Raw genomic sequence first — 13,817 nt, 5'->3', positions numbered from 1 at the left:
GTAAATTTGACACATTTTATTTACAAAAAGACTTTTGCGCACAGCGGAGACTCTGGTAATTTATAGGGCATTCAGCTCAGCACGGAATAGCATGAAGTCAATGATAAAAATTATCCTACGAAGAGTTTTCCCCCCTTTTCTTATCCTGATCGTCTTCGGCCTGTTTGCCGCCCTCTTGATGAGTACTCAGGAAGCCCCAGAGCAGAAAGAGGAAGAGATGCCGGTCCCCATAGTGGACGTGATGCCGGTACGAAGTGAAACCGTTTCATTAAACCTGCCCTCCTACGGCGTGGTACTCCCCAAGAACAAGACCCAGCTGGTCACAGAGGTGCAAGGACGCATGCTGACCATCTCGGACAAGTTTGTCGCCGGTGGCATAGTCAAGCGCGGCGATATGCTGGCGCAGATCGAACCCTCGGATTACGAGGCGGATCTGATGCAGGCTCAGGCCACCCTGGCCCAGGCCAAGGCGGCGCTGGATGAAGAGATCGCCCGCGGCGAAGTGGCCAAAGAGGACTGGAAGGGTTACGACGGCGGCGTGCCGCCAGAGCTTGGCCTGCGTGTGCCACAGCTCAAGAAGGAGCAGGCTAACGTCAAGTTTGCCGAGGCCGCCCTGGCCCGCGCCCAGCGTAACCTGGAGCGCACCACAATACGCGCGCCGTTCGATGGCATCATCAAGTCCCGTAACGTGGATCTGGGCCAGTATGTCACCCTGGGCACGAATCTGGGCGAGCTGTACGACACCCGCATCGCCGAGATCCGTCTGCCGCTGGCCAACCACGAGCTGGCCTACCTGGAATCTATCGACAATCCCGATACCCAGGTGACCCTGAGCGCCGAGCTGGCGGGTCGCACGGTGAACTGGACAGGCAAGATAGTGCGTAGCGAAGGGGTGATCGACGCCGACAACCGCATGGTCTATCTGGTGGCCGAGGTGAAAGACCCTTACTTAAGACAAAACAAGACTGAAGGCCAGCTGCCGCTGAAATACGGCAGTTTCGTCAACGCCATCATCAAGGGCCGCACCGTCGAGGGGATCGTCAAGCTGCCCCGCTATATCGTCAGGGATCACCAGGTCGCCGTGGTACGCGACGACAACACGCTAGAGATGCGTGAGGTCAACGTGGTGCGCAGCGATATCGACAAGGTCTATATCAAGGACAGCCTCAAAGATGGCGAGCGCATCTCTCTGACCACCATCAACAACATGGCCACCGGCCAGCTGGTGAAGGTGATCGGCGAAGAGGACAAGTCTCAGAGCCAGGACAACGAGGATGAGAGCCAGCAGACCCTAGTGGCAGCAGGTGATCAGTAATGGAGACCAATACCAATAAGGGTATCATTGCCTGGTTCGCCCGCAACAGCGTGGCGGCCAACCTCTTGATGTTTGCGCTGCTGATCGGCGGCCTGTTCAGCACAGTGCTGATCAATAAGGAGGTCTTTCCCTCCTTCGAGCTGAACTATCTGCAGATCACCGTCGCCTACCCCGGCGCCGCCCCTCAGGAGATCGAAGAGGGGATCAACATCAAGATCGAAGAGGCGATCCAGGATATCAGCGGCATCAAGAAAGTGACCTCAGTCGCCAGCGAAGGCTCTGGCAGCGTCACCATTGAGGTGGAGGACGGCTTCGATGCCCAGGATATCCTGGACGAGGCCAAGCTGCGCATCGACGCCATCGCCACCTTCCCCGACAATATCGAGAAGCCCAACATATTCCGCATCAAGCCGGAAAACAACGTTATCTGGGTTTCAGTGTATGGCGACATGAACCTGCACGAGATGAAGGAGCTGGCCAAGAGCATACGTGAGGAGATCACCGCCCTGCCCGCCGTCACCCGCGCACAAGTCACCGGCGTGCGTGACTATGAGATAGGCATTGAGGTGTCCGAAGACAAGCTGCGTGAATATGGTCTCAGCTTCGCCGACGTGGCGATGGCGGTGCGTAACTCCTCCATCGACCTGCCCGGCGGCTCGATCCGCGCCGAGGATGGCGACATCTTGCTGCGTACCAAAGGCCAGGCCTACACGGGGGATGATTTTGCCAAGATAGTGGTCAAGACCCGCAAGGATGGCAGCCGCATCATGCTGCCCGAGGTGGCCAACATTCGCGACGACTTCGAGGAGCGTCTGGAATATACCCGCTTCAACGGTAAACCGGCGGCCATTATCGAGGTGCTGAGCGTCGACGATCAGAACGCGCTGGATATCTCCTCTCAGGTCAAAGCCTATGTAGAGGAGCGGCGCGCCACCCTGCCCGCCAGCGCCCAGCTAGATACCTGGGGCGACCTGACCCACTACCTCAAGGGTCGTCTCAACATGATGCTGTCGAACATGTTCTACGGCGCCCTCTTGGTATTTATCATTCTGGCGCTGTTCCTCGACTTGCGTCTGGCCTTCTGGGTGATGATGGGCCTGCCGGTCTGTTTCCTCGGCGCCATGTTGCTGATGCCGCTGGAGCCCTTCTCGCTGTCGATCAACATGCTGACCCTGTTCGCCTTCATTCTGGTGCTGGGTATCGTCGTGGATGATGCCATCGTCATCGGCGAGAGTGCCTATACGGAGATCGAGCGCCACGGCCACTCGCTGGACAATGTGATCAAGGGCGCCCATAAGGTCGCCATGCCCGCCACCTTCGGCGTGTTGACCACCATAGCCGCCTTCATCCCCATGTTGATGGTATCCGGGCCCATGGCGATCATCTGGAAATCCATCGGCCTGGTGGTGATCCTCTGTCTCGCCTTCTCACTGGTGGAGTCTAAGCTTATTCTGCCGGCGCACCTGGCTCACTTAAAGCCGCGTCGCCCGAGCCCTAACCCTAACCTGTTTGTGCGCTTCAAGACGGCGCTTAACAACAAGGTGCAACACTTCATCCACCACAGCTACCGCAGCTTTATCGGTCGCTGTATCGAGCACAGATACAATGTGGTCGCCACCTTCGTGGGCGTGCTTATCCTCTCGGTGGCACTGGTTGCCAGCGGTAAGGTGCGCTGGGTCTTCTTCCCCGATATTCCGTCTGACTTCATTCAGGTGCGGCTGGAGATGGATGTAGGCAGCTCAGAGGCCAACACCCTCAAGGTGGTCAAGGAGATCGAGAACGCCCTCTATGTGATGAACGATCAGATGGAAGACGAGTACGGCTATCCGGTTGTGAAGCACAGCTTCATCAACATGGGCTCGCGCACCTCGGCCTTCATCTTCGCCGAACTGACCAAGGGTGAAGACAGAGACGTGGACGGTGTCACCATCGCCGATGCCTGGCGCAAGGCGCTGCCTGAGCTGATCTCGGTGAAGAAGCTCAACATCAATGCCAGCACCAACGACGCCGGCGGCGATATCTCCTTCAGGCTCACCTCCAGCGATCTCGAGCAGCTCTCCCAGGCCGCCGACGAGCTGAAACAGAAACTGCGCACCTACGAAGGGGTGTATGACATCTCGGATAACTACTCCTCCGGCAGCCACGAGATCCGCCTGGCGATCAAGCCCGAGGCCGAGGCCCTGGGGCTGACCCTGTCGGATCTGGCCAGCCAGGTGCGTTACGGCTTCTACGGCTATGAGGCCCAGCGTATTCTGCGCAACAAGGAGGAGGTCAAGGTGATGGTGCGCTACCCGCTGGAACAGCGCCGCACCCTGGGGCATCTGGAAAACATGATGATCCGCACGCCCCAAGGCACCTCTGTGCCCTTCTCCAGCGTGGCCGACATAGAGCTGGGTGATTCCTACTCGTCGATCACCCGTGTCGACGGCCGCCGCGCCATCACGGTGATCGCCAACGCCAACAAGAATGTGGTCGAGCCTTCCAAGGTAGTGGGCGAGATCCAGAAGGATTTCCTGCCCTATCTTGAGAGCAAGTATCGCCACATCTCCACCACACTCGATGGTGGCAGCGCCGATGAGCAGAGCGCCATGATAGGCCTGATCCAGGGCTTCTTCTTCGCCATGTTCACCATCTATGCGCTGATGGCTATTCCGCTCAAGTCCTACAGCCAGCCGCTGATCATCATGTCGGTGATCCCCTTCGGTATCATCGGCGCCCTATTCGGCCACTTCATCCTGGGGCTCTCCATGAGCGTACTCAGCCTGTGTGGTATCGTGGCATTGGCCGGGGTGGTGGTAAACGACTCGCTGATCCTGGTGGATTTTGTCAACCGCGCCCGCGCTCAGGGCCTGCCGCTTAAAGATGCCGCTATAGACGCGGGCTGTTATCGTTTTAGGGCGATCATCCTTACCTCTATGACCACCTTCGTCGGTCTGGTGCCCATCATCCTCGAGCGCAGCCTACAGGCGCAGATTGTGATCCCCATGGCCACCTCGCTGGCCTTCGGTATCCTCTTCTCCACCGTGGTGACCCTGGTGCTGGTGCCCGTGCTCTACATCATACTCAACGATATCAGGCAGCTCACCGGCCGCATGTTCCGTTGGTGGTGGCAGCCCCGCAGCCATCATGTCGAGGGCGAGCAGTCCTAATCAATCTAGATTCAAAGGGAGGCTTAGCCTCCCTTTTTGATCCAGCAGAGGTTTTCGCCGCGCCAAACGCGCTAGACTCCTGCCATTCCCCTTGCAATTCATTTTTCCAAGGGCCAGTCAATCACAGCGTCGAGTACCATGAGCCAGTCCACCTTAGTCTACGACATTCGCAACAGCCGCTACCTCAACATCACGGGACGTTGCACCCTGAGATGCCAGTTCTGCCCTAAGCATAACGGCAGCAAGCAGGTACATGAGTATCAGCTGGATCTCGACCATCAACCAAAAGCCGATGAGCTCATCCCCCTACTGGGCGAGGTGAGCCAGTTCGACGAATATGTGTTCTGCGGCTACGGCGAGCCCACCCTCAACCTCAATACTCTGCTTAGCGTGGCAAGAGAGATCAAGCGCCGCGGCGGCAGGGTGCGGGTCAATACCGACGGTCTGGGCAACCTGTTTCACCGGCGCAACATACTGCCTGAGCTGGCCGAGGTGGTCGACGCCCTCTCCATCTCGCTCAACGCCGATACCGAGGCCGCCTACCTCAAACATTGCCAGCCCAAGCTTAAAGGTTCTTATCAAGCGCTGTGGGACTTTATCCGTATGGCACCCGACTATATCGACCAGGTGCAGGTATCTGCCATCGAAGGCTTAGAAGGGGTGGATATCGACAGATGCCGCGCCCTGGTGCTCGATGCCAAGGCGCAGTTTAAACACAGAAAGCTCGGCGTCGTCGGTTAAGCTATCTGGGCGCCGCAGGTTGAAATAGCGGGGCGTCATCCGATGATTTACCGGGGCGTTGCCGGTTTGTAACCGACTGTGTTCTGCGGCGAAAATCATGCTAACATAGCCGCAAAATCACTGGGGAAACACCGCTTGCAATGCTGACGCAGAAACAACCACAACTGATCGCCGGACAGGGGCTGCACTGGTCTGCGCAACGCATCTTCTCGGTGGTCACCCAGATCATCATCTTGCTGATCAGCGTCTTGCTCCTCACCAACGTCATCATCACCCTTGGCGAGCGTCGCCTGCAGGAGGATTGGGCCACCCAGAGATACAGCGAATTGCAATCTGTCGGCACCCTAATCGCCGACAAGGTCTCCTTCCAGCAGTTCCGCACCCAGATGTTTGCCAACGACGAGCTGCTCAAGCGCTATCTGACCATCCCCAGCGAGGTGCGTCAGCTTAAGCTACAACAGAGTTGGGAGGTGATGATACGCAACATCCCCGAGCTGCTGGATATCGCCCTGTTCGATCCCCAGGGCAAGTATAAGTTTTCCACCACCAACGACTTTAGCCGCGATCCGCTACCGCCATCCTTGCTGGGCGGCGCGCGCAACATGGGCGGCAACGAGGTCTACACCTCGCCGCTGGAGTTTACCCCCATCAAGGGCAAGCTGGAGCCTTACCTGTATCAGCTGGCCTGGCTGGAGAACCCCGATCAGAGCGTGCGCGGCTACCTGCTGACCTATCAGTCGATGAGCCGTATGCTGAAAAGCATCAAGCCCGCCTACTCCAGCGCCGAGTCGCCGCTCATGATGCTCGACACCCAGGGGCTACTGTACGCAGGCGCCGAGAGCAAGCCGACCATCAACCGCATCCCGGATACCATGGGCGGCAGCCTGCGCCAGACCTATCCGGCGCTGTGGCGCAAGATGGCCATGAGCAACTTCGGCCAGTTCCACGGCGACGACGCCACCTTCGTCTACCTCAAGATAGAGCTGACCACCCAGTATGAGACGCGCCGGGAATATTACCTGGTCTCCTATGTGCGCAACGACGCCATCGCCGAGCTGTTCTCCGAGTGGCGCAACATACTGATCGTCGGCGCCGTGGTGCTCACCCTGCTGGCACTGGCGCTGATCCTGCTGAGCCACTCCTACCGCATCGGCCAGCGCTCGCGGGAATACAGTATCGAGCTGGCGCACCGCCTGTTTCACCAGGATATCGGCTGCGTGATCATCAACGACAAGAACCGGGTGATGACAGCCAACGAGAAGGCCGCCGAGCTGCTGTGCCTGCCCCTGGACGAACTGCAAGATCGTAACCTGCAGCGGATCCTGCAGTTCGAGAATGAGCAGTACGCCGAGGTCGCCGCCCAGCTTGAGGCCAATAATAAGTGGCAAGGCGTCATCGATTTCGACTCGCCCGGCGGTAGCCATCTGGCGATCACTGTCACCAGCTCACCGCGCCGCAGCCGTCAGGAAAAATATTATCTGGTCACCTTCGAAGATGTGTCTCAGCTGAGAAAGGTCCAACATCAGGCCAAGCTCAACGAGCTACTGAACGACAACGCCATCCCCTGCGCCCTGGTGCAGGCTAACGGCATACTGGAGCTGGCCAACCAGGCCTTCATGCAGCTGGTCTCCATCCATGATATTCAGGGCAAGAACCTCACCGATCTGCTCAACAACGACCTCAGCTCCCAGTGGCCGAGGATCACCCAACAGATCTTGTTGCAGGGCAGCTGGAAGGGACAGATCCTCTGTGACCCCAACAGCAAGGAGAACACCTGCCTGCAGGCGACCCTCAAGGGCCACCTGGACGCCGCCGGTGAGATAGAACATATCGTCTGCACCCTGGAGCAGGCGCAGAAGCGCGCCCTGCTGCAAGACACCGGCGACTTCATCCCCCACCGCAGCGCCATCTTAGTGAACCTAAGGGATCTGGACGACTACTTTAAGTCACTCAGCCCCGTCAGCCGCGAGCACTCCAGCCTGCTGCTGATCGACATCACCGCCGAGAGCATGCTGAGCCACATGAGTGATATCGGCCAGCTGGAGAATCGTCAGCGGGAGGTGGAGATCCATATCCTCAGGACACTGCCGGTCAACTACCAGATGTCTCACTGGCAGCTGGGCAAGCTGATCGTGATACTGCCGGACACCAGCTCGGACGACGCCCACCACTTCGCGGTCAAGTCCCTGAACGGCCTCAACGAGATAGGCTTAGGTACAGGGATCTGCATGGGGATCGCCAGCTACCAGACAGGCCAGAACCTGGAGCAATACCTGAGTAACGCCGAGGTGGCGCTCAAGCGCGCCAAGCAGATAGGCGAGCAGAATATTTGCCAGGCGTTTACAAGGCAAAATTAGGTTTTTGCCGTTTACCTTTTGGTGGCTGGAGCCGCTGGCTGAGTGGTTACTTGGTTGGGGGCATTGAAGGTCGAACCTTCATGGCAACCTAACGCCTGTCCGGCGGGGATCGTGCAAACACTATTTTGGCACGCTGTGAATATGTCCCTATACGCTCCACGGCGGCTTCCCTGCCGCCGAGGGCCAAAATCGTGTTTACACTGGGTATCCAACGTCTCTTCGATTTAACGTCATTATTTGCTTCAATGGTTTCTGGCTTTACCCTTACTTGAATTGACTAGGGGATTGAAGGTCGTACCTTCATGGCAATCTAACGCCTGTCCGGCGGGCGAATTATCCCTTATTTTCGCTGTAGTAACGGCTAGCGGTTCTGTTATTTGGAGGATAATTGAAGGTTGTACCTTCATAGCAACCTAGCGCCTATCCGGCGGGGATCGTGCAAACACGATTTTGGCACGCCACGAGCACATCCCTGTGGGCTCTGCGAAATCATCTGACCTCCACGGATGGAGGGAATGCCAAAAAATGTTGGGAACATTTTTGGCCCAGATTTCGAAGGCCAAAATAGTGTTTACACTGGGTATTCAACGTCTCTTCGATTTCGCTTCATTTGATGTGAGTAGGGGGCTAGATGAGTGTTCGGCAGGTTGCCAAACTCTACTCGCTAGACTGCGCATCTATACAGGTATAATGGGATTTTGCAAAAAAGCGCCCCTTTCGCTTCCTACTATGTAATCTTGCGGTTCTCGCTTTGTTTTTTGAAAATTCGTAACTAATTGATTAAATTTAGTAAAAAACTGAGCATCACCCATTTAATAGGGAGTGGTGGAGGTCTCGTTAAATGAAGTCTCGCTTTGTTTTCGGGCTGCTTATTTTCTCCTTGTTATGTAATGCTGTTATTGATATAAATTTCAGATATTTAAAAAGTTTGCCGCGATGTACATTAGTAGGAAGTGATTTACATAGGCGGCATTCTCGCCAATAAGCGTTATATTTACATGGAGTTCAGCCGTTGAAGTTTAGTCTATTTATATTTCCTCTTATGATCACATTGAGTGCTCATGCAGATCAGCAAGCTCTTCGTTTAGCCAAATATATTGGCAACCTAAACATGTATGACGTTACTTTTGCGTTGGTAGACTCTAAATGCAGTACATCCTATTCATTGACGAAAAAGCAAGTTGAAGAAATTGATAAATTAACTTTAGAAAAAACACGGGTATCATATAAAAAATTCAATTTAATTGTTGGCGATCCCGAACTTACGCGAGAAATGGCTGAAGAATCAATTCAACCGCTCCTTGATAACAATTGTAATTCTAGATTACTCGAGTATTGGTATTCTAAAGTATCAAAAGACTTCGATAAAAATTTGTCAGAACTGAGAAATGAAGAACCAACTAGTGTACAAATAAAGTAAATATAACAAGGCAATTATGAATGGGACGTCTAAAGCTTGGCTGGCGTTCGTTCTTCACTAATTTTAGCCAAGCATTTATACGCCCCATATTGCGGCGTTAAGCACCAGAAGCAGAAGTGGTGTAGGAATTGAAAAAAATACTAATTTACGCCATTGTCACAATTGCATGTATAGCAGCATCAGTAATGTGGTGGCGCTTGTGGATGTATCAAGGCTTTATTGGGCCGGTTCCATTTTTACATTGGTTCAATTGGTCATATGGTGAAAGCTCATATGATTTAACACTATACGAAATGATCATTCATCTTTTTGCGTTCTATTTTTTAGCCTTATTGGTAAAGCGCTTAACAAGTCAATTAACTTCACGCCTGCGGTGTCGGACGCAGCAAAGCTGCGCCCCTGCTTGAAGCGTTATATCACTTTATGAATATGAGAATGACATTACTACTTGTAGCACTAATCATTAGTGGATGTGCAACTTTAAATGAGTGGACCTTTAAGGGCTCAGATAAGACTTCTACGCTCCAAAGTATTTCTGAATTCTCTGTTGGTGAAAATGGTGTTTCTCACATCCCAAACTACACCTTGCTTACTAAAGTCGACGCTTTCAAATGCGGAAACCCATATTTAAAGCTTTGTGTAAAATCCGAGTTTGACCGTTTCGATTACGAGTGTTTAGGCAACAACCTCAATGGGTTGACTAAAAAGCAAATAGAATTAAAAGCTCTCAGCATTCCCGAATTTAATTGTTCAGAGCAAACGTGGAATCACAAGCCACTGAAGCAGGACTCCTAACAATTGGCTCGGTTTTGCTCCACTACACATTTTAGCCAACTATTACTCGCTCCTTAGTGGAGCCTTATATATCTTATGAGCATGGATTTCATTGCGAACATTTTTGTCGGAATTTGGTTAGTTGGATTTATTACAGGGCTAGCTGCAGCCATTGGTCTTTCCACTTTGCACAAATGTGGAAAAGAAGTCCCCTTCCTGCTTAAGTACTCGGGAATCTCTGTCTTTTTTCCTAAATACTATCTAGCAAATGAAACGCGCAGAAGAGTTGTTGCTGGATTAATATCGATCTGCGTTTGCTGTATTCTCCTAGGTCTTGCCTGGATCTTGATTACTGTTCCAGAAGCGAGAGACGCAATTTGGAATGAAGTTAGTGGAAGGAATCTATAACAAACACCTTAAAAACTAACACAATACACTTGGCTTGTACTCATTTCCCCTAGTTTCAGCCCAGTACCTTTCACCTCTAAGACAGGCGTTATTCACACAAGGATTATTCCATATCTGATGACGACTAAAGCCGAAAATCTAACACTCCCTCATCCCCAAAATATGCGCTTAATCAAGCTAATGGATACCAAATGTGGCTAAATCGAAGAGATAAATAACTAGGTGTAGATACGCCGGTGAGCTTCCGAAACAGGGATGTTTCGGCAGAGCCTACAGGGAACGTACTTGCGGCGTCTCACAGGCGTATCTGCACGTATGGCCTGCCGCAGGCAATTCAAAAAAATGAAGGTCAAGGCTACGACTAGCTAAATTCAAATCAAAATCAGCCAGACTAGGCCCCAGCCCAAATCTAGGCGCTTGGACTTGCGCCTTCCTCATCATGTTCAAACCCGATGGCCTCGATGCCATCTGGCATCTCACTCTGACTGATATCCACTATGGTGGAGCGGTTCATGGTGATCTTGTAGCGGGCAAACTGGGGGGGCTTGCGGCCCTCTTGTAGGGAGAGTACCAGGTTGATCTGGTAGCGGCGCTCTACCGACTCGCTGCTGATCTTGCCGTCGGCCTCCTTGTAGATCTTGGCCTTGCCGCGCTCCAGGTAGCGGGCGAAGGGGGCCAGGCTAAAGTTCACCTGCTCCTGTATGGTGGAGTAACCAGCGAGAAAATCTTTACTGGCGATGCGCGAATTGATGCCGTAGTGGAGTATGTCGGCATCGAGCTTGTTCTGGCTGTGGCGGCGCTTCAATATCTCATCTATCTCCTCGGGGAGATCCTTAGACTTAACGAAATCGATCCACACGTGCTGCTTGGCAATCATCGCCTGGCTGGTAGTATCACGCAGGATGCGGCTCCAACGGGGACGGCCCTTCTGGATCACCCGCCACAGGGCGTTACGAATATCTTCCTTAAAGATCTCACGAAAGCCATAGATCACCGCCAGGGTGAACACCAAGGCCATGGTGAGGCCACTAAAGATCCCCTGGGCCTTGATGATGAGCGACGAGACCACCAGCATCACGAAGGCGGTGGCGATGCCCGTGGTCATCTTCTTCAGGCCCACGCCGAGACGCTTCTGCTCCTCTTTTAACACAACCCCTTGCTGGATCAGGCGGCGCAGCAGCAACATCTTGTTGGAGATGCGGTTCGGGTCGCTCTGGGTCTGGGAGGAGTTGTAGTTCTTGCTGTCGCGGTAGCTGTTCTCGCTGCGACACAGGTTGATCACCTCCTCCACCACCTCGCTGTAGTCGCTGCTGCGGGGGGCGTGGGACATGAGTTTCAGCAGGCGCTGCTCGCAGAACCAGGAGAGGTAGTTGTCGGCATTCTCGAAGTAGTGCTTCCACTTAGGATCGCTGGGCTCGTTACGGCGAAACTTCTTCAGCAGCTGGGTGACGATTTCGCTCAGATCTTTGAGGGAGGCGTAGAACTGCTCCACATCCTCCACCTGCGCCAGCTCCTTGCTGTCGGTCTCGATGGCCACGGCAAACTGGTAAGCAAACAGGTTGAGGTAGAGCCTGAACTCCTCGACGGTACGCTTCTTCTGACTGATGAAACGCCCCTGCACCAGGGGCAGGTGCAGTCCGGAGGAGTAATAGGAGCGCCGGCCGGCGATGGCCGCGTGATAATATTCTTCTTCGTCGAGGCTCTGGGGATTGATCCCCATCTCTTTGGGCAAAAAGAAATAGAGGTCGAGCCGTCTATGGTCGCCCACCTTCATCTGATGGGTAAACTTGATCGACAGTGACTCTTCCTGCTTGATATTAACCTTAGACACAAAACCTCAGAATAATAGAATTATTTCAGTAATTTAGAAATGCACATCCTGAGTATAGCCCAAGTGCGGCTATTGCACTATACGACAGCCACAGACGGTATTACTCGGCTGGAACAATACCACGGCATAGTCCCTGTGGGGATCTAATTCCAGCGGCTCGATAGAGAGGTTGTGCATCCCCTTGCTGTCTAAGTTAAAGGAGCTGATATAGGAGAGGTACTGCATGTGTCTCGGCATGGCCTCGGTCGACTCGGCGCCGCTCTCCTCCTTGGTCTCAACCGAGAAGTTATAGCGGCCGTTAGCCTCATCGAACTCGAGATACTTGCCCTGCATGCGTATGATCCCCGCCAAGGTGCCGTCGAGGTTGAAGTAGCGATAGTTGATCTGCGCCTGCTGCTTCTTGGCCATGATATCCACCAGGAGATAGTGGCGTCCCTCCGCCTGGGCGTCGTCGCGGCGGTCGAACAGCTCAGAGCTACAGCTAAGCATCAGGGTTTCGCTGGGATTGAGGTAGCGATAGCTGATGGTGATGCTAATCGCCAGCAGCCCCAGTACGATAATGTTGATCGCCCACAGCACCTTTCTATTCACACAAAGATACCTCTTTAAACCAGGCCTCTGAGATAAACACCTTCTGCTGCCTGTAATCGGTTAACTTAAGGTTGCGCACCAGAGATTGCCCCATCCGCTCGCCGCGCATGGTGATGTTAAACACCTGCTTATCGTGGGAGAGCGACATATAGACCTCTTTCCAGGGCGACGACTCGCAGCGCTCGAACGCCTGAGACATCTTCTCCGACAGGCGCAGCAGCGAGGTGTTGTTGGTCTTGGACTTGGCGTAGCTGATAAACATCACCTTCTGCCCCGACTCTAAGGTGATGCCATGGCGCAGATAGGGCTCGGTATGTTGCGCCTCGAAGTTGACCGAGGAGAAGAGCTGCAAGGAGACCAGCGCCCCCAGCAGCAGGACGATAAGCCCAATCCAGAGCTTGACCCAGCGATTTCGCTTGCCAAACAGCCAGGCCAGCACAGCCTCTATGCGCTCGCCCAGGCCATGGGGCTCGCCGCTTGCCGAGGCGTTATCGGTATGATGCGCAGACGAGGGGACGCCGCTATCCAGGCGCAGGCGATAGCCCTTGCCCTTGACGGTTTCTATCATGTGTTCATGCAGCGGACCGAGGAAGGATCGCAGCATAAATACCGCCCGCGCCACCGACGAATCGCTTAATGGCGGATGCTCGTCATCCCCCGCCCCTAAGACGCGCTTAGCCACCACCTTGTCGCTATTGGCCAGCAGGAGCAGCAACACCTGCAGCTCGGCGCGCGGTAGATGCCACTCTTCACCCGTTAACTCGTTGGTGAGCACGCCTGTATGTCTATCGAATCGGCAATCACCCAGTTGCATCTTGGTTACTCTTTCATTTCGCTGTGCATAAGCTTATGCAAACCCAGCAAAAAAATCTGTGATCCCCTCTATCTCCTCGAAAGTCACCTAGAAAATACCCTTACAATATCTAGGGAGTTATGCGCACTGTGATCCCTGCCCCCTTCTTCATCCACTAAGCCCCAATATTTATCCCTGGCTGAAACCTCGTGAATTAACATGAATGCTACAAATAGAGTGACACGACTCACACTGCAACCCCCTTCAGCGATGACTCATTAGGGTATCGATTAATTAAATCGATACAAGGCGCCGAAAAAATCGGCGCAGGCAGATGCGCGCCCAGCTCCAAGCTTCATCCAGCCCAGGTCACACTATTTGCAATCTACCCAGACCACACTGGCCTCAAGTTCAAACCGGCGTATCCCTTTAACCACG

The 13,817-nt window shown here is 53.9% G+C and carries 9 protein-coding genes; 6 read left to right on the top strand and 3 right to left on the bottom strand.

Translation table 11 applies throughout. From position 1 onward, the window contains the following. Positions 1 to 100: 100 nt before the first annotated feature. From K0H80_RS03895 to K0H80_RS03870, 6 genes are all read left to right on the top strand, one after another. Positions 101 to 1,315, top strand: a complete 1,215-nt coding sequence (locus K0H80_RS03895) for an efflux RND transporter periplasmic adaptor subunit (RefSeq protein ID WP_220073173.1) — start codon at positions 101 to 103, stop codon at positions 1,313 to 1,315. Next, positions 1,315 to 4,464, top strand: a complete 3,150-nt coding sequence (locus K0H80_RS03890; RefSeq protein ID WP_220073172.1) for an efflux RND transporter permease subunit — start codon at positions 1,315 to 1,317, stop codon at positions 4,462 to 4,464. The genes K0H80_RS03895 and K0H80_RS03890 overlap by 1 nt, the downstream gene beginning before the upstream one ends. 138 nt (positions 4,465 to 4,602) lie before the next feature. Further along, positions 4,603 to 5,205, top strand: coding sequence for a TatD family nuclease-associated radical SAM protein (locus tag K0H80_RS03885; RefSeq protein ID WP_220073171.1), 603 nt, complete (start codon positions 4,603 to 4,605; stop codon positions 5,203 to 5,205). 140 nt (positions 5,206 to 5,345) lie between these two features. Further along, positions 5,346 to 7,562, top strand: a complete 2,217-nt coding sequence (locus K0H80_RS03880) for a PAS domain-containing protein (RefSeq protein ID WP_220073170.1) — start codon at positions 5,346 to 5,348, stop codon at positions 7,560 to 7,562. A gap of 1,012 nt (positions 7,563 to 8,574) precedes the next feature. Next, positions 8,575 to 8,982, top strand: coding sequence for a hypothetical protein (locus K0H80_RS03875; RefSeq protein WP_220073169.1), 408 nt, complete (start codon positions 8,575 to 8,577; stop codon positions 8,980 to 8,982). Positions 8,983 to 9,417: 435 nt separating this feature from the next. Next, positions 9,418 to 9,777 carry a hypothetical protein gene (locus K0H80_RS03870; RefSeq protein WP_220073168.1) on the top strand — a complete coding sequence of 120 codons (360 nt, stop codon included), beginning with the start codon at positions 9,418 to 9,420 and terminating at the stop codon, positions 9,775 to 9,777. 796 nt (positions 9,778 to 10,573) lie between these two features. Here K0H80_RS03870 and K0H80_RS03865 read toward each other — a convergent pair. The 3 genes from K0H80_RS03865 to K0H80_RS03855 form a co-directional block, all read right to left on the bottom strand. Further along, complete coding sequence (locus K0H80_RS03865) at positions 10,574 to 11,995, bottom strand: hypothetical protein (RefSeq protein WP_220073167.1); 1,422 nt, start codon at positions 11,993 to 11,995, stop codon at positions 10,574 to 10,576. Between the two features lie 69 nt (positions 11,996 to 12,064). After that, positions 12,065 to 12,586: a hypothetical protein gene (locus tag K0H80_RS03860; RefSeq protein ID WP_220073166.1), complete on the bottom strand. Its 522-nt coding sequence runs from the start codon at positions 12,584 to 12,586 to the stop codon at positions 12,065 to 12,067. After that, positions 12,579 to 13,400, bottom strand: coding sequence for a winged helix-turn-helix domain-containing protein (locus tag K0H80_RS03855; RefSeq protein WP_220073165.1), 822 nt, complete (start codon positions 13,398 to 13,400; stop codon positions 12,579 to 12,581). Before K0H80_RS03855 ends, K0H80_RS03860 begins: the two co-directional genes overlap by 8 nt. Positions 13,401 to 13,817 lie beyond the last annotated feature (417 nt).

The organism is Shewanella aegiceratis (assembly GCF_019457495.1).
In the GTDB taxonomy this organism is placed as follows: Bacteria; Pseudomonadota; Gammaproteobacteria; order Enterobacterales; family Shewanellaceae; genus Shewanella; species Shewanella loihica.
The sequence above is the reverse complement of the archived record's forward strand: the minus strand, read 5'-3'. Positions and strand labels throughout refer to the sequence as shown.